General features: G+C 48.2%; 11 protein-coding genes. 7 read left to right on the plus strand and 4 right to left on the minus strand.

Translation table 11 applies throughout. The features are described 5' to 3' along the window. Positions 1-153: 153 nt before the first annotated feature. From QFZ48_RS22515 to QFZ48_RS22525, 3 genes are read left to right on the plus strand one after another with little or no spacing between them, the layout of a single operon-like run. Positions 154-1,569, plus strand: a complete 1,416-nt coding sequence (locus tag QFZ48_RS22515; protein WP_429063711.1) for a glycogen synthase — start codon at positions 154-156, stop codon at positions 1,567-1,569. 43 nt (positions 1,570-1,612) lie between these two features. After that, positions 1,613-2,884 carry a glucose-1-phosphate adenylyltransferase gene (locus QFZ48_RS22520; protein ID WP_429049488.1) on the plus strand — a complete coding sequence of 424 codons (1,272 nt, stop codon included), beginning with the start codon at positions 1,613-1,615 and terminating at the stop codon, positions 2,882-2,884. Between the two features lie 14 nt (positions 2,885-2,898). After that, on the plus strand, positions 2,899-4,368 hold the full coding sequence (locus tag QFZ48_RS22525; RefSeq protein ID WP_370913184.1) for a glycoside hydrolase family 130 protein: 1,470 nt from the start codon (positions 2,899-2,901) through the stop codon (positions 4,366-4,368). Between the two features lie 9 nt (positions 4,369-4,377). On the opposite strand, the gene QFZ48_RS22530 is transcribed toward QFZ48_RS22525, so the two are convergent. Then, positions 4,378-5,379, minus strand: a complete 1,002-nt coding sequence (locus QFZ48_RS22530; protein ID WP_429049486.1) for a glycosyltransferase family 4 protein — start codon at positions 5,377-5,379, stop codon at positions 4,378-4,380. Positions 5,380-5,597: 218 nt separating this feature from the next. On the opposite strand from QFZ48_RS22530, the gene bshC reads away from it, so the two are divergent. Then, the gene (gene bshC, locus QFZ48_RS22535; RefSeq protein ID WP_429063713.1) at positions 5,598-7,181 is read left to right on the plus strand and encodes a bacillithiol biosynthesis cysteine-adding enzyme BshC; all 1,584 of its coding nucleotides are present in this window, start codon (positions 5,598-5,600) and stop codon (positions 7,179-7,181) included. A 209-nt stretch (positions 7,182-7,390) separates the two neighbouring features. Here bshC and QFZ48_RS22540 read toward each other — a convergent pair whose 3' ends face one another. Next, positions 7,391-9,619: an FUSC family membrane protein gene (locus tag QFZ48_RS22540; protein WP_429063715.1), complete on the minus strand. Its 2,229-nt coding sequence runs from the start codon at positions 9,617-9,619 to the stop codon at positions 7,391-7,393. 406 nt (positions 9,620-10,025) lie between these two features. On the opposite strand from QFZ48_RS22540, the gene smc reads away from it, so the two are divergent. Both smc and QFZ48_RS22550 read left to right on the plus strand, forming a co-directional pair. Further along, on the plus strand, positions 10,026-13,556 hold the full coding sequence (gene smc, locus QFZ48_RS22545; protein WP_429049480.1) for a chromosome segregation protein SMC: 3,531 nt from the start codon (positions 10,026-10,028) through the stop codon (positions 13,554-13,556). 77 nt (positions 13,557-13,633) lie between these two features. Then, positions 13,634-14,029: a DUF4259 domain-containing protein gene (locus tag QFZ48_RS22550; RefSeq protein ID WP_370913189.1), complete on the plus strand. Its 396-nt coding sequence runs from the start codon at positions 13,634-13,636 to the stop codon at positions 14,027-14,029. 209 nt (positions 14,030-14,238) lie between these two features. On the opposite strand, the gene QFZ48_RS22555 is transcribed toward QFZ48_RS22550, so the two are convergent. Together QFZ48_RS22555 and QFZ48_RS22560 are read right to left on the minus strand one after the other, a co-directional pair. Then, positions 14,239-14,856: a nucleoside transporter C-terminal domain-containing protein gene (locus QFZ48_RS22555; RefSeq protein ID WP_429065530.1), complete on the minus strand. Its 618-nt coding sequence runs from the start codon at positions 14,854-14,856 to the stop codon at positions 14,239-14,241. Next, a complete protein-coding gene (locus QFZ48_RS22560) occupies positions 14,777-15,505 on the minus strand; it encodes a Na+ dependent nucleoside transporter N-terminal domain-containing protein (protein WP_429063717.1) in 729 nt (242 codons plus the stop codon). The genes QFZ48_RS22555 and QFZ48_RS22560 overlap by 80 nt, the downstream gene beginning before the upstream one ends. Positions 15,506-15,659: 154 nt before the next feature. On the opposite strand from QFZ48_RS22560, the gene QFZ48_RS22565 reads away from it, so the two are divergent. Next, positions 15,660-17,954, plus strand: coding sequence for a DUF7133 domain-containing protein (locus tag QFZ48_RS22565; RefSeq protein ID WP_429049476.1), 2,295 nt, complete (start codon positions 15,660-15,662; stop codon positions 17,952-17,954). The last annotated feature ends 161 nt before the right edge of the window (positions 17,955-18,115 follow it).

An 18,115-nucleotide genomic window follows, 5' to 3' on the forward strand; every position in this document is an offset into this window, starting at 1 on the left:
AGACACATAACAATTCGCCGTTACAAATATAAACTATCACAACGGGTCCTGTCCCCGCAGCGGGGATATTCATAATAATCGTAAAAAATCACGGTTAAGTTTTTGTTTTCTTATTTTTCCAGTTTAACTTAATAAGGATTTCAACTAACCAGCATGGAGATTTTACACATCAGCGCGGAATGTTACCCGGTAGCCAAAGTAGGTGGACTAGGTGATGTGGTAGGGGCGTTGCCCAAATACCAGCACCAGCTTGGCAACTTTGCCAAAGTAGTGATACCGGCCTACAGGAATAAATATTACCACACCCACGAATTCGACGTGGTACACCAGGCCGGCATGTGGCTGGGACACAACTGGTACCACTTTAACGTTATAAAGGAACGCAGCAATGAGCTGGGTTTCGACCTTTACCTCGTAGATATCCCCGGTTTACTTGACACTCCCGGCGTTTACGGCTATCCCAACGATACAGAACGGTTCCTGGCCTTCCAGATTGCCGTGCTCGACTGGATCAACGAATGGCAGCATCAGCCGGATGTGATCCATTGCCATGATCATCATACCGGGCTAATCCCGTTCCTGCTCAACTATGGTTATAAATATGAGCGCCTGAAAAGTATTCCCACTGCACTTACTATTCACAATGCACAGTACCAGGGCCAATTTGGCTGGGATAAACTCTACCTCATTCCATCTTTCGATTTATGGAAGTCCGGTATGCTGGACTGGGGCGGCGCTATCAATCCCCTCGCATCGGCTATCAAGTGCGCCTGGCGCGTTACTACCGTTTCCCCGGGCTACCTGGAAGAGCTGTATTATAATGCCAACGGCCTGGAAGCGCTTATCAACCAGGAAAGAGGGAAAATGGTGGGCATCCTGAATGGTATCGATAATGTGGTATGGGACCCGGCTACCGACCGGATGTTACCCCGTAATTATGACCTGGATACTATCACCGCAGGTAAACAAACGAACAAGCAGCACCTGTGCGAACGCTTCGGGCTGGATGCCTCCCTGCCGCTGATATCTTTTATAGGCCGCCTGGTAGGCGACAAAGGCGCCGACCTGCTGCCGGAAATAATTGGCAGATCCCTGCATGAACTGCCGGGGGAAGTAAATTTCCTCGTACTGGGGAGCGGTGACCCACATATTGAATGGTCCCTGCAACAAACCCGTGCAGTAGTAAGCTATGGCTTCAATGTGCACATTGGTTACGACGAATCATTATCCCATCAGATATATGCCGGCAGTGACTTCCTGCTGATGCCGTCCAGGGTGGAGCCCTGCGGCCTCAATCAGATGTATGCGCTGCGTTATGGAACCGTTCCCGTAGTACGCAGCACCGGCGGACTGAAAGACACGGTTATTGACTTTGGAGACCAGGATGGCGTAGGCATCCGCTTTAACCAGGCCAGCGTTGCGGATGTTTGCTATTCCGTAAAACGGGCCATCGAATTGTATCAGGATGCCAGGCACCTGGATGAAGTACGATTAAGAGGCATGAACATTGATAATTCCTGGGACAGTTCGGCACTACGCTACCTGGAAATGTACAAGAGTATGAAATAGCTTAGAATAATTGAGTGATGACTTTCTAAAACCAATTCCCATTATGACTAACGATGTAATATCCATTATTCTCGGAGGAGGGGCCGGCACCCGCCTGTATCCGCTTACCCGTCGCCGCTCAAAACCAGCGGTGCCCCTGGCAGGTAAATACAGACTGGTGGATATTCCTATCTCCAATTGTTTGAATGCAGAACTGAACCGCATCTTTGTATTAACGCAGTTCAATTCCGCCTCCCTGAACAAGCATATTAAAAACACTTATCACTTCAGCAATTTTGATAAGGGGTTTGTAGATATCCTGGCAGCGGAGCAAACCCCCGATAATCCCACATGGTACCAGGGAACGGCCGATGCCGTAAGACAATGCCTTCATCATATGGAGAACTTTGAGTTTGAATATATACTCATATTGTCCGGTGACCAGCTGTACCAGATGGATTTTAAAAAGATGATCAAACATCATATCGACACGGGCGCGGAAATATCTATCGCTACTATTCCCGTGAGCGCAAGGGATGCTTCTGATTTTGGTATTTTAAAGGAAGATGAAAACGGCGCTATTGTGTCTTTTACAGAAAAGCCTTCCCAGGCCGTTCTTCCACCATGGGCGTCTGAAGTAAGCGAGGAAATGCAGAAAGAAGGACGCGTATACCTGGCAAGCATGGGCATTTATATCTTCAGCCGGCAGGTACTGTTCGATATGCTCAATGCACAACCGGAAGCCGCCGATTTTGGTAAGCAGCTCATCCCGCAGGCCATCGAAAACAAACGCCGGATTTTCAGTTATCAATATGAAGGCTACTGGACAGATATCGGGAACATCCAGTCTTTCTTTGAAGCCAATATCGGCCTCACGGATGAAATCCCCTTGTTTAACCTCTTCGATGAATCCCAAACTATCTTTTCACGTGCCCGCATGCTGCCGCCTACAAAAATTTCCGGCCACATGGAGAAAACAATGATCGCCGACGGTTGTATTATTATGGCAGATAAACTGGAAAGAGTAGTGGTGGGCATCCGTACCCGCATTGGTAAAGGCAGCGAAATCAGCAATGCCTATATCATGGGAAGCGATTACTACCAGACACTCGACGAAATAGAAAAGTCACGTGCAGAAGGAAGCCCGTTGATGGGAATAGGAGAGAACTGCGTGATCAGTAATGCCATCATTGATAAAAACTGCCGCATTGGAAACGGCGTACATATAAATGGCGGAAAACACTTAGCTGATGGGGACTTTGAAAAATATACAGTAAAAGACGGCATTGTTGTTGTTAAAAAAGGAGTGGTCCTGGAAGACGGATTCAGTATTTAACAAACAAGATAACCATGCGATTGTCCATAGAGCGGAAGAGTACAAAAATTTATCCTGACCTTAAGAGGGTAGTAGCCAGGTTTTTTTTCAACGGGGAGGCCCGGGCCAAGTCTATCATTCAACAGGTAGCAGCAATGAGCGACCCCGAGGTGGATATAACGGTCATGCCTATACTGAGGGAATTTTCCCGGCGACACAGGAACATCACGAGGATATTTGAACGACATGCAGACCGGCTGAGACATTTGTTTCCCGGTTTGCAGATCGAGTACGAAGGGCTCTCGCTCAAACGTAAATTGCTCACCGGTTCTTATTTCACCAACGAATACTCCATTGAATCAGCCGCGTTCTTCAACCCTTCCCTCGTGGAAGATGTGGACCAGAGCGGGCTGGAAGAAGGACAAAAGCGCGTCATCATGAGCTTTCGCGCAGTAGGTGAAGGACACGTATCTTCTATTGCCTTCAGATCCGGTATCATCGACAAAAACAATGAAATCTCCCTGATAGCACCCGGTAATTATGTGGATGAAGCGGAAATTATCCGCAACTCCATGTACCATAAACAAACGTTCTTCCAGAATGCGGTATCCATCCGGCTGCCGGATTCTGTGATGCGTGAAATACAAAACTCCCTGCCGGACCAGTTTGAATACCTCGCCCTTAAAAAGGTGATCCGGGAAATGCAACAACGGTTCCAGGTAGATCATCTCCTTAAAAAAGGACTGGAAAGGGTACTATGGCTGGCAGACTCCTACTATGAGCTGAACTTTTCACTTGATACCGACTTGTCTGACCGCGTAATTTTTCCTTATTCAGATGCAGAAAGCAGGGGCATTGAAGATGCCCGCTTTGTAAAATACACCAGCGAAAACGGGAACATTACCTATTACGCTACCTACACGGCGTATGATGGCATTACCATCCAGCCAAAGCTGCTGCAAACAAAAGACTTCTATAACTTCAAGATCATGCCACTCTACGGAGAAGGGGCGCAGAATAAAAACCTGGCGCTTTTCCCCCGAAAGATCAACGGCAAATATGCGATGATCTCCCGGATTGATGGTATCAATGGGTATATTATGTACTCTGATAAAATCAATATCTGGGAAAATCCCCAGATCCTTCACGTGCCTAAATATGCGTGGGAATTTGTTCAGGTGGGCAACTGCGGTTCGCCCATTGAAACAAAAGACGGCTGGCTGGTGATCACGCACGGAGTAGGTCCCATGCGTACGTATTGCATTGGCGCCAGCCTGCTGGACCTGGAAAATCCTGAAAAGGAAATAGGCCGCCTGCGTGAGCCCCTGCTCATGCCCAATAAAGACGAACGGGAAGGATATGTACCGAATGTACTGTACTCCTGCGGCTCTATTATCCACAACGATGAACTGATCATTCCCTACGGCCTGTCGGATTATGCTTCCGGCTTCGCCACCGTCAACCTGGAAAAACTGCTGACGCAGATCAAGGAAGACGGCGTGTAGCGAGGCTATCTATAATTGGTTATATACGGCGATATACTTCTCTGTCATGATTTCCGCGCTGAAATTATTTTTCGCGTGCAGATGGCAATCCTGGCGGTTGATCAGTGTGAGATCTTCCACACAGGCGGCGGCCTCGTGTAAATTATTTACAAGGAAACCTGTTTTGCGGTCATTGATCAGCTCCGGCATGGAGCCGCGGTTGTACGCGATAACGGGCGTGCCGCACAGCATGGCCTCTGCTACGCTTAAACCAAAAGGTTCATCAAAAAAGATGGGATGCAGCAGTGCATTGGCTTTTCCCAGCAGCAGGCTGCGTTCTTCCCCGCCTACCGCGCCGATATAAATGATCTGTTCATCATCTATATAGGGCTTTACCTTTTCATTAAAATAGGCTTCGTCCTGTATAATCCCGGCTATGATCAGCTTGCGGCGGGAGTGAAGGGCGATTTGTACCGCATCATGCGTGCCTTTGTCCGGATGGATCCTGCCATAATATAAGAGGTAGCTGTCCGGCGTAGGCTCAAACGCAAAATCTTCCGTGCGGATACCATTATATACCGTGGCTGCGTAATTCAGCGACGGATGGCGGTCGGAGTTACTGATAGACACATATCTTCCTATATCATTATACCGCTGGTATACCGGTAATATTTTATGAGAGGAAAATCCGTGAATAGTGGTTATCATAGGCGTTTTAATCAGCCTGGAGTAGGTAAGGGGGAGAAAATCGAAGTGATTATGGATGATGTCGAAATCCCTGGCCTGCTCCATCAGGTAACTGATATGCATACACTCATTTACTTTGGCATCTGCCTCGCGGTCTTCCTCATACCCTTTGGCGCAAATGGCCGCCAGGGTACCGGAAGTGAGGGAGTCGGCCGTGGCAAAGAGCGTTACGTCCATTCCTTTGGCTACCAGGCCTTCCGCCACGTTAGCCGCCATCTGTTCCCATGGGCCGTAATGCCTTGGAGGCGTACGCCAGGCTATCGGCGCCAGTATTGCTATCTTCATAATCGTATATTTTCCAACATTAGCGCACTAAGGCGCCTGTTGTTTGCAGCATAGCTGTCAAAACAAGCGCCAAAGAAACCGGTGTACCGGAATGATGACCGGTCAACCAATAATCTGATCAACCAATTGACTAATTACCTAACTTCGTACATTCAAAAATTTCGATGTGTTGGCACTGCATCGTTTTGTAATTGGTAATTTGTAATTCGAAACTCAATATGCCCGAATATATTCCTTATGGGGAAACTGGTTATTTTAACCAGCTGGTAACAGATTTTTTAGCAGAACGTCCGCAGATCAGACCATTTTATACCTATTCTCCTGTACATCCGGACTTTGCCGCCGCAATAGCCGCCCGTCAAAATTTTGATACACCAAGAACCGCACTGGTAGCCGCACTGGAACAGCAATACACTTCCCTGGAGCCCGTAAAGGCAGTACAGGATAATATCACCGCCCTGTTGCAGCCTAATACCTTTACAGTGTGCACCGCACATCAGCCCAATATTTTCACCGGCTACCTCTACTTCGCTTATAAGATCCTGCAAACCATTAAGCTGTGTCATGAATTGAAACAGCAATACCCGCAACATAATTTTGTACCGGTATATTATATGGGCAGTGAAGATGCCGACCTCGAAGAGCTGGGCAGCATCTACCTGGAAGGGAAAACCATCACCTGGAATACCAGTCAGCAGGGCGCAGTAGGGCGTATGAAGCCGGAAGGACTGGAAGCGCTGATCGCTGAAGTGAAGAAAACGCTGGGATATGCACCTCACAGCGACGAACTGACAGACCTCCTGCAAAAGGCCTACCTGGAACATGAAAATATCCAGGAAGCCACGCTGTACCTCGTGCATGCCTTATTCGGCCGCTTTGGCCTGGTGGTGCTGATACCGGACAACGCCGCATTAAAACGTTTATACCTTCCCGTTATAAAGGACGAATTGTTTAACCAGGCGTCGCATGCCATTGTCAGCGATACGTTGGCGAAGCTGGGAGAACATTATAAAGTGCAGGCCAATCCACGCGAAATAAATCTTTTTTATTTACAGGAAGGATCGCGGGAGCGCATCGTTCAGGACGGCGATCAGTGGAAAGTATTACACACGTCGTTGACTTTCAACGCCGCTTCGCTGGAAGCAGCCCTGGAAACACATCCTGAAAATTTCAGTCCCAATGTTATTTTACGGGGAATGTTCCAGGAAACCATCCTGCCCAATATTGCCTTTATTGGCGGGGGCGGTGAAATTGCCTACTGGCTGGAATTGAAAGGGCTTTTTGCGCATTATAAAGTGCCTTTCCCTGTTTTATTGCTGCGCAACTCCCTGTTGCTGACTGATACACTTTCCCAACAGCGGATCAATAAGCTGGGACTCACCACCACCGATCTTTTCAAGGGAACGGAAGATATCGTAAACGATTACGTGAAGAAACACACCAATGCTTCGCTGGTATTGAAAGATGAATATGCGGCCATCGAGCAGTTGTTTGATTCCCTGGAAGAAAAGGCCCGCAGCATTGATGTCACACTGATTGCCACTACCGCTTCTGAAAGAAAGAAAGCGCTGAAGTCGATCGGTAAACTGGAACATAAGTTCCTGCGTGCCGAGAAGAAAAAGTTCGCCTGGCAAACAGATCAGATCCGCCAGATTAAGAATAAATTATTTCCTGCCGGTTCGTTACAGGAGCGCAAGGAGAACTTCCTGCCCTGGTACGCCCAGGAAGGCCCCGCCTTCTTCGACCGCGTGCTTGCCGCGCTGACACCGGTAACCGCGGAGTTTACCATTTTAGCGGAGTAACGCGGATTTTGTCTTTCTCGCTGATTACGCTGATTATACTGATTACTTTGATTTTACTTTTTGGATTTTTCTGATTTTTAGATATAATAATCAAGGGAGATAAAAGCGAATATCCGCTTCTATCTCTGTTAATCCTTTATAAAATCCAAAAAGTAAAATCAAAGTAATCAGTATAATCAGCGTAATCAGCGAGAAAGACAAAATCCGCGTCACTCCGCTTTCAGCGCTTTGCTCATGTCTTTTACGAGGGAGAGGATGGCTACAAGCTGGTCGTGCACCTGTTTGGTTTCCAGCATTTCGTCGCGGGTGGGTGTAGGGCCTTTGCCTTCATTGATTTCCTGTTGACGCAGATGTACGAGGCTTTCCAGGTGGGCGTCCAGCCGGTCGAAGGCATGTACCTGCGGGAAGGGTTGGGCGCTGCTGCTGGTAGCGGGATCTGTGAGCAGGGTGAGCTGGTCCATATAATGGAGGAGATAATCCGTTATTTCGCGGTATTCCGGGCGGGGAAACTGCACCCCGTGATGCAGGCTGTAGGCGGCCAGGGTGGCGGTATGCGAGGTGAGTGTATGATTCAATACCACGAAATGATATACTTCTGACGCGTTCTTTTGTTTGCTTTTGGGTTCCGATAACATACGCTGGAAGGCCGACATCATATTGGCGGCGGCCACGTAGGTATCTTTCCTGGCCAGTTTGAAATCTGTAATGGATACCTTTTCATTGGAATAGGCGCGCATCACCAGTTCGAAATATTTCCGGTTGGCTTCCATCATCTTTTTCATGTAGTCCGGGAGGAAGTTATGCTCCCAGGTAGGCCACAGCAGCATGTTGGCAAAGAAAGCGATGCCTCCGCCAATGAAAGTGTCCAGTACCCGCTGCGTTACATTGTAGAGGTCTGAAGGATGAAGGAAATGCAGCAGGAAGATGATAAACGGCGTCACAAAAAATACGCTGACGGTATACTGGAAGCTCATAAAGCTGTAGGCGCCCAGGATGCAGATCAGCATGACTATAAAGATCACCGTATCGTTGTGCGTAAGGTAAAGCAGGCCGGCGGCAAATAAGGCGCCGGTAACGGTACCGATTAAACGTTGTATGCTGCGTGATTTTGTAAGCCCGAAGCCTGGTTTCAGGATCACCACGATGGTTAGCAGGATCCAGTATACCCGGTCGAGGTGAAGGGCAATACCCAGCCCGTAACCCAATACGGTAGCCAGGCTCACGCGGATGGCGTGCCGGAAGATATGTGATTTGAAAGTGAGGTTATCCCGGAAGGTTTCAAAATCGTATTTCTGGCGGGTAGTGAATTTCGACAGCTCCAGTTTTGGATCTATGGATTCGTCTTTCAGTCTTTCCAGCCGGGTAAGCCTATGCAGGTTATAAATGCGTTGGGCCATGTCCTGCAGGTTTTGCAGGATGTTGCTCAGCGGGATGGTACGGGTTCTTTCCTTGAGGGTAGGCAGCTTCATGGTAATGTCGGCAATGGCCTGTTTTACCTTTTCCATCTCAAACTTCAGGTTGGTTTTGGGCAGGGAGCGCTGACCCGCTGCCACGGCCATCCCGATGTTTTTCAGCTCCTGGGTGAATTCAAGGATGAGGGCATGGAATTTTTCCAGGATCGCCAGATCTTTAAAATCGGCGTGCAGGGCGTTATAGTCGGTTTGAGAGGCCATGATCTGTTCCTGGAGATCTACCATATCCAGGAAAATGAGTACCATGCTTTTATTGAGACTGGTAGTGCCCTGTTGGGCGGATCTTCTTTTCAGCAGCAGTTCGCGTACATTTTCCTGTTTTTCGTTGACGATCACCTGCTGGTCCAGTACAGCCTTGTAGTTTTCGCTGACATTTACGCCGGGCGTGTAGAAGTTGGCCCTTACCTCGAGGTAGCGGGCGGTTTGCAGGATACAGTCGCCCAGTGCCTGCTGCACATTGAGGTAGGGTCGGATCTGCCAGAGGATGAGGGCCAGCACCGCGTACCAGATACTGCCCAGCAGCACCATAGAGGAGTGGAGGAGGGTAAGCTTCGGTGTGAGCTGGGTTTCCCCGAGAATAGACACTACTACCAGCAGGCAGCCGGTACCAATATTACCTCCCCGGTTACCATATACCAGCAGCATGGCAAACATAAAACAGCACACCGCTATCCAGATGGCCATGGGTATTACGTAAGGAATGAGCAGGCCGGTGCCCAGCGCGGAAAAAAAAATCAGGATGGTGCTAATGATAAGGCCGTTCCGCTTGTGTACAATGGTGCCGGGTACATCGCTGAGGGCCGTACACAAGGCGCCCATCGACATAGCGATACCCAGGTCCAGCATGCCAAAGTAAGCGCATACCAGTGAAGGCACTACCACGCTGATGGTGGTACGCATACCGTTGCTGAAATGATAACTGTAAAGGAAACTTTTTATATTATTGATCCGCTGTTCTGTACGCAAACGTAAAAGGGTTTTTGATGGCGCAAAGATAAGCGGATTTTGTCTTTCTCAGGATTACGCTGATTAAACTGATTATCTTTTTTCTTATCCTTTAAAGATGAATATATTACTTTTGACTTTAATTTAATGCAGGGTTCAGAAGATATCTCACGTTAATCAGTATAATCAGTGTAATCCTGAGAAAGACAACATCCGCGTAATTTTCTAACAGGGAGTTAAATTCTAATTGTTCTTTTTACTATATTTATAACCAGTCTTTTAGACTTTAGTTGCGTGCTGCGGACAGGGGCAAATGACCGGTAATTGTGTATAAATAATTACTGTATATTATTGCATCTCACTTAAATTACTTTTTGATTCGGGTAAAATTATATCTTTGACGCCTTAAAAAACCTCGGAGTACGACGTGCGCTTAAAAACACTAGAAATTAAAGGCTTTAAAAGTTTTGCAGATAAAACCGTTTTGCAGTTTGATGAGGGCATCACTGGGGTAATTGGGCCAAACGGTTGCGGCAAAAGTAATATTATCGACTCCATCCGCTGGGTAATCGGCGAGCACAAAATCAGTAACCTCCGGTCTGATAACCAGGCAGGACTTGTGTTCAATGGTTCTAAAAGCCGCTCTGCAAGCGGTATGGCGGAGGTTAGTCTCACTTTTGAAAACACCAAGAACGTACTACCCACCGAGTTCACCACGGTGACGATTACACGCAAATTTTATAAGAACGGCGACAGTGAATACCGCCTCAACGATGTGGCCTGCCGCCTCAAAGATATCCATAACCTGTTCATGGACACGGGCGTAAGTACCGATTCCTATGCCATCATCGAATTGGGAATGGTAGACGATATCATCAAAGACAAGGAAAACAGCCGTCGCCGTATGCTGGAACAGGCGGCAGGCATCTCCATATATAAAACCCGCAAAAAAGAAGCTAAATCCAAACTGGACGCCACTGAAGGAGACCTGAACCGTATTGAGGACCTGTTGTTTGAAATCAATAACAACCTCAAAACACTGGAAAGCCAGGCCCGTAAGGCGGAACGCTTCTACGAAGTAAAAAAGGAATACCGCGAAATCAGCATAGAACTCGCCAAAGCAGCCCTGGAAGGCTTTAACGTAACCTTCAAGGAACTGTCGGATACCCAGCAAAATGAAAGCGACCGCAAACTGGCGCTGGAAACCGAGATCCTCACCGCAGAAGCGGCCGTGGAGCAGGATAAACTGCATTTTGTGGCAAAAGAAAGAGAACTGCAAACCATGCAGAAATCTTTTAATGAGCTGGTATCCACCATCCGCACCAAAGAAAACGATAAGAACCTCGCCACGCAGCAACTTACCTATCTGCGCGAGCGGGAAAAAAATATCAGCGACTTCCTCAACAATGCAGAAGGACAACTGCAGGGACTTACTTCTTCTATTGAATTCACCGAAAAACAGGTAGAAGAAGAAGGGGAAGTGTTTGAAACCATGGCAGACGAACTGGACACCCTCCGCGATATGGTGGAGGAAAAGAAAGAACGCTTCCATCAGAAGAAACAGGCCCTTGAAACCCTGCGCAACGATCAGCAACGCTGGCAGCGTCAGCAATTTGAGGCCGAAAAGAAAGTAGCCGTTGCCGATACTTCCGTAATGAACCTGCAACGCAGCATGCAGCAGCTCCAGGAAGAAAAGACCAGCCGGCAGCAGCAGATCGCCCAACTGGAAACAGAAAAGGAAGCCCTGCAGCAAACACTGACCGGCGGCAAAACGGAATTGGAAAACATGGTCCGTTTCCAGGAAGAAACCAAAAGTAAAATACTCGCCACCCAGTCCGATATCGAAGGATTGCGTGATAAACTGGTAGACGAAAACCGTACCCTCGATTCCAAAAAGAACGAGTTCGACCTGCTCAAGTCATTGGTCGACAGCCTCGAAGGCTACCCGGAGAGTATCAAATTCCTCAAAAAGAATCCCGACTGGAACAATAACGCCCCCATCCTGAGTGATATATTTTTCTGTAAAGAGGAATACCGCACCTGCGTGGAAAACCTGCTGGAACCTTACCTGAGCTATTATGTAGTGAACAACGTACATGAAGCCGTACAGGCCATCCAGCTGCTCGATAACAACAAAAAAGGAAAAGCCAATTTCTTCATCCTCGATCAGTTCCGGACTGATTACAGCCCGCTGCTGGCGCCGGCAGGCACCATTCCTGCGCTGGAAGTAGTGGAAATTGAAGAGAAGTACCGGGGACTGGGACAGCACCTCCTTGGAAAAGTATTTATCGGGGAAGACCTCACCCGCCTGGAATTCAGCCAGGTGGCGGACGAAAGGATGCTGCTGGTGGAAAAATCCGGCCGCATGCATCGTGGTAAATACAACATCAGCGGAGGTTCTGTAGGATTATTTGAAGGTAAAAAGCTGGGAAGGGCCAAAAACCTGGAAAAGCTGGAAATAGAGATCAAAGATCTCGAAGGAATAGTGGGCCGCCTGAAAGTGGCGCTGCAAAGCAAACACGACGAAGTATTAGGCTACAACAGCCAGCTGAATGAAAATAATATCAATGCTGCGCGGGAAAGGGTAAACCAGCTGAGCAATCAGCTGTTTGGCTTACAGAACAGGATTGAAAACTTTCACCACCTCATTGAAGCCGGCGATAAACGCCTCGAAGAAATGCAGCAATCCCTGGAAACCAACCAGGAAAGCATTTCCGGTGTGAAAGACGAACTGGAAAGCCTGAACGAAAGGGTCACCGAGCTGCAGGACAGCATCGCAGATGCCGACAGGATGGCCCAGGAAGCGGAACAGCAGTTTAATATGGCTACGGTGCAGTTTAATAACCAAAACCTGCAGCATACCCGTCAGCAAAGTAAAGTACAGGCCCTTAAACAGGAACTGGAATTTAAGCGTAAACAGCTGGCAGACCTGCACATACAGATCACCAGTAACAAATCGCAGCTGGAAGACGCGGTGGCCAACATCGCTGCTGCCATGGATAAACTGAGCCATGCAGATGACGGACTCGTGGAATTATTCCGCCAGCGCGAAGAAGAAGAAAAGGCACTCAACGAAAAAGACCAGGAATACTATAACTTCCGTAACCACCTCCAGGAACTGGAAACCACGCTGAGAACGAAACAGCGCGCCAAACAAGACCTGGAACAGCAGCTGAATACCATTAAGGACAAGGTAAATGAACTGCGGCTGCAACTGGCCTCCATGAAGGAAAGGCTCAGCGTGGAGTTTAAAGTGAACCTCGATGAAATTATAGATGAGCAACGCAACTCAGAACTGTCGGTGGATGAGCTGACGGGCAGTGCAGAGCGACTGAAAAAGCGCATGGAGAACATGGGGGAAATCAACCCCACGGCCATTGAAGCTTACCAGGAAATGAAGAAGCGCTACGAGTTTATCCTGGAGCAGAAAACGGACCTGGTAAATGCGAAAGATTCCCTGCTGGCCACTATCCAGGAGGTAGAGTCCACCGCTAACCAGAAATTCCTGGATACCTTTAACCAGGTGAAGGAAAACTTTATCCGGGTATTTAAAGCCCTGTTTACGGAAGAAGACCAGTGCGATATGATCCTGAGTGATCCTGAAAACCTGGCGGACACTGGTATTGAAATCATCGCGAAGCCAAAAGGCAAGCGGCCGGCGGCGATTACACAGCTGTCCGGTGGAGAGAAAACACTGACAGCGACCGCATTGCTGTTCGCCATTTACCTGATTAAGCCGGCGCCGTTCTGTATCCTGGATGAGGTAGATGCGCCATTGGATGATGCCAATGTGGGTAAGTTTACCAACATGATCCGCAAGTTTTCCGATAATTCACAATTTATTATTGTAACACATAACAAGCAAACGATGGCGGCTGTAGACGTGATCTACGGCGTAACGATGCAGGAACCGGGAGTGAGCAAACTCGTTCCGGTTGATTTCAGGAGTTTGAACTAGCCGGTTGGTTTGGTTGTTGTAAAGAGAGTTCATTACTTTTATTCTTTATTCTAAAAAAATAAAAAAACGTAAACACTATGGGCGCATGGGGCACCAGAAATTTTGAAAATGATGGATCACAGGATTGGATTTTTGACCTGATTGATAATAAAGACGGTGGTTTGGTGTCTGACACGTTAGCGCGTGTCATCAACAACATCGAAACACTGGAAATTTCGGATTGCGAAGAGGCGTTGGCCGCTGCAGAACTGGTGGCAGCATTGGTAGCACGCCCAAGCGAAGATTTCCCGGAAGATCCTTTGGATCAGCTGGATGTGCTGAACCTTATTGGTACCCGCGCACTCAGAAACCAGGCAATCGCCGCTGTAAATAAAATTGTGGCAGCCTCCGAAATGAAGAATTACTGGGAAGATGCGGGTCAGGGTGAAGCCTGGGCGGCTGTGCAGGCGGGGCTTATCAAACGTTTGGAATAAAGCGCGCGCGGAGTTTGTCTTACTCGCTGATTACGCTGATTTTGCTGATTAGTTTGATTTTTACTTTTGGATTTATAAAGGATTAAGGGAGATAGAAGCGGATATTCGCTTTTATCTCCCTTAATATTATTAATCAAATAAAAATCCAGAAGTAAAAATCAAACTAATCAGCAAAATCAGCGTAATCAGCGAGTAAGACAAACTCCGCGTTAGATCAATATTCCCGCAATAGAGGCCGACATATAAGACGCCAGCGTTCCACACAACAGGGCTTTCAGCCCCAATTTAGCCAGATCAGCCCTTCTGTCGGGGGCCAGCTCACCGATACCACCGATCTGCATGCCTACGCTGCTGAAATTGGCAAAACCCGCAATAGCAATTGTAACGATGGCAATCCCTTTGGAGGTTAATACCGGTACTGTTTTATCAGTGAGACTTTTAAAAGCCACAAATTCATTAATGGTGAGTTTTTGTCCGAGCAGGGTAGCTACGCCTTGTACATCTCCCTGTGGTACGCCCATTGCCCAGGCCATCGGCATAAACACTTTTCCGAAGATCCAGTCGAGGCTGAGATCAAACTTAGGATTGAAGATATGACCGATATGAATAAGGCCCCAGTCGATCAGCGCAATGAAAGCAATAAACCCGATCAGCATGGCGATCACGTTCATGGCTATTTTAAAACCATCGCCGGCGCCGTGTGAAATCGCGTCGATTACGTTGGTATAATTGCTTTTTACTTCCATTTTAACGCGACCCATCGTTACGCTTTCCTCTGTTTCGGGGAAAACGATCTTCGAAATCACCAGTGCCCCCGGAGCGGCCATGAGGCTGGCGGTGATCAGGAAAGGCGCAATATGCAAACCAGCCTGCAATCCCATATTCACATACACCACGAGGATGCCGCCGGCAATACAAGCCAGGCTTCCACTCATGGAGGCGAGGATTTCGCTTTTGGTCATGCTTGATAAATAAGGACGGATCATCACCTGTGCTTCTACCTGTCCTACGAAGGCGCTGGCCACATTGCTCAATGCTTCCGCACCACTCACGCGCATTACATAATTCAATGGCGCGGGCAATTACCGCTACCACGCGCTGCATAATGCCATAATGATATAAAACCGCTACCAGCACACACACCAGGATGATGGTGGCGGTTACGTTAAAAGCAAATACAAAACCTCCGGCAGCATAGTCTTTCAGACCGGTGCCATCGGGCTGCGATACACCAATACCTCCATATACAAAGGCAGCGCCTTTACGGGCAAATCCTTCCAGCTTTCCCATTGCATCTCCTACCCGCTGGAAGAACCAGGTAATAGGGGGCACCTTAAATACCAGAAAGCCGATTAACACCTGTAAGCCAATACCGCTGAACACCAGCCTGTAATTGATCTTACTTCTGTTGTTAGAAAATAGAAAGGCGATACCCAGAATAAGTACGATGCCTATGATGCCCTGAAAGCGTTCCATAAATGCAAATAAATCGTAAAATGTATGCAATGAAGCGACGAAGATAAGTTTTTTTGCCGTCGCTCACATAGTAAACTGTTATCTCATATAATTTTTCAGAAAAAATATATTTAGAAATGTATTTTTATCGCTTTCGTAACCCGAATAGTAAAAAATGCAGCGTATTCATTATCGTTTAATCACCACGTTATCTCTGGCTTTATTTGCCTGTGGACAAGGAAATCAGCAGAACAACGGGAACAAGCACGAAAAAGATTCTATTGCCATGCGGGAGCAGTTTGCTGCTTCACCCGTACTGGATGGCAAAACAGCCATCCAACACATGCAATTTGATGAAGGATTGGAAGTACAACTGGTGGCGGCCGAACCAATGGTAGTGGCGCCCGTGGCCATGACTTTTGATGAGCGCGGGCGCATGTGGGTGGTGGAGATGACCGGCTTTATGCCTGATACTGCCGGTACCGGGGAAGATAAACCCGACGGTAAAATTGTGATCCTGGAAGATACCAACCGCGATGGCGTAATGGATAAACGCACCGTGTTCCTTGATTCACTGGTGCTGCCAAGGGCTATCTGCCTGATAGAAAACGGGGTGCTGGTAGCTACGCCGCCGCAATTATGGTTTATAGAAAACAATGGCGACAAACCCGGCAAAAGAACCCTGGTGGATGATCAATACGCTGCCGGCGGAAACGTGGAGCACCAGCCCAACGGGTTGCTGCGCGCAATGGACAACTGGATCTATAATGCAAAATCGGATAGGCGTTACCGTAAGGCGGGAGATAAGTGGCTGAAGGAGCCCACGCATTTCCGCGGACAATGGGGCATTACGCAGGATAATTACGGCCGTCTTTATTATAACAACAATTCGGAAAACCTGCTGGGCGATTATTTTCCCCCCGGATTAGGCGGTACCAACCTGCAACAGAACAATGCCGCCGGTTTTGATCAGAAAATAGTACCCGATAACCGCACGTACCCCGCGCATCCAACGCCGGGTGTAAACCGTGGTTACCAGAAAGGCTCGCTGGACGACAGCCTCCGCCTGGTGAAATTCACCGCCGCCTGCGGCCCGGTGATTTACCGCGGCACCTTGCTGCCATCTACCTATGCCGGTAATGCGTTTGTAGCCGAGCCTTCTGCCAACCTGATTAAAAGGAATATTTTATCAGACAGCAGCTATGTCGTGAAAGGTGTACAAGCATACCAGCGGAAAGAATTCCTGGCCAGCACCGACGAGCGTTTCAGACCGGTGGACCTGCGTACCGGTCCGGATGGCGCTTTGTATATCGCCGATATGTACCGGGGCATCCTGCAACATAAAACCTACCTCACGGATTACCTGAAGAACGAGATAAAGATGCGTAACCTTACGCTGCCGCTGAACTGCGGACGTATTTACCGCATCATTCCTGCCGGCAGTAAACCACAGCCGGTTACATTTGAACTTACGCCCGCTTTCCTTGGGAAAATGCTGGGTAACGAAAATGGTGTTTTAAGAGATAAAGCGCAACAGCTCATCATTGATCAGCACTTAACCGCGATGGCGCCGGAACTGAGAACCATGCTGAAAGACGCGGCACACCCGCTGACACAGATCCACGCCCTCTGGACGCTGGAAGGCTTGCACAGTCTCACCGGAGATGATATCAGCAGCATCTGGCAACAGGCAGATCCTGCACTAAAAATGCAGGCGCTCGCGGCATTGCCATCTGTATTAAACAGCAGTAACATCAAAGCAACAGTAACAGCGCTGGACTCCTTGTCGGATAATCCATACCTGGCGCCGGCAGTGGCTTATATATTGCCTGCGGTAGGGAAACTGGATCAAGCAGCTGCCACCCGCCTGGAAGATAAAATGATAAAAGCGTATGCCCCTAACCGTTATGTGGCGGCAGCGCTGGTAAATAATGCGGCCAACCGGGAAGCAGCCTTGCTGAAAGAGGTCATTGCCTGGAACCCTGATACCACGCTGATATTGCGCCGTCAGCTGGAAACAGTGCTGAAAAACATGGACAGCAAAGCCAATGTGAAAAAGATGGAAGCGTTACGGAAAGAACTACCGAGAGGATATAAGATCTTCAATACCGTATGCCAAACCTGTCATGGTAAAAACGGGGAAGGCATTACGGCGATGGCGCCGCCGCTGAATGAAAGCAACTGGGTAAACGGTAACAAAAAAGCATTTATATCTATCGTATTATACGGTCTTACCGGTCCGGTGGAAGTACACGGGAAAGTGTACAAAGCCCCGGAAATAAATGGCGATATGCCGGGTATCGGCGCCAGTGATGAATTCAGTGATGCAGATATTGCACAACTGCTCACTTTCCTGCGCAGTGCCTGGAATAATAAAGCCGATAAAGTTTCCGCTGCAGATATCCAGCAGGTGCGTAAGCTGAATAATGGCCGCCAGAAGCCCTTCACAGCAGGAGAGTTAGCGAATTGACCGCTTGTTGTAAATAAAAGCCTTATCTTTGCCGGATACAATTATTCATTAATTGAATCCGGCAATTTACATATTACACTTACTCAATACACCACGTGCATCCAAACGCACGTGCGGGTTCCTGTTGCCGTTCCTATCCTGCCCAAAAGACTTCAACAATT

This window comes from Chitinophaga sp. W2I13, assembly GCF_050434005.1.
Taxonomy (GTDB): Bacteria; Bacteroidota; Bacteroidia; order Chitinophagales; family Chitinophagaceae; genus Chitinophaga.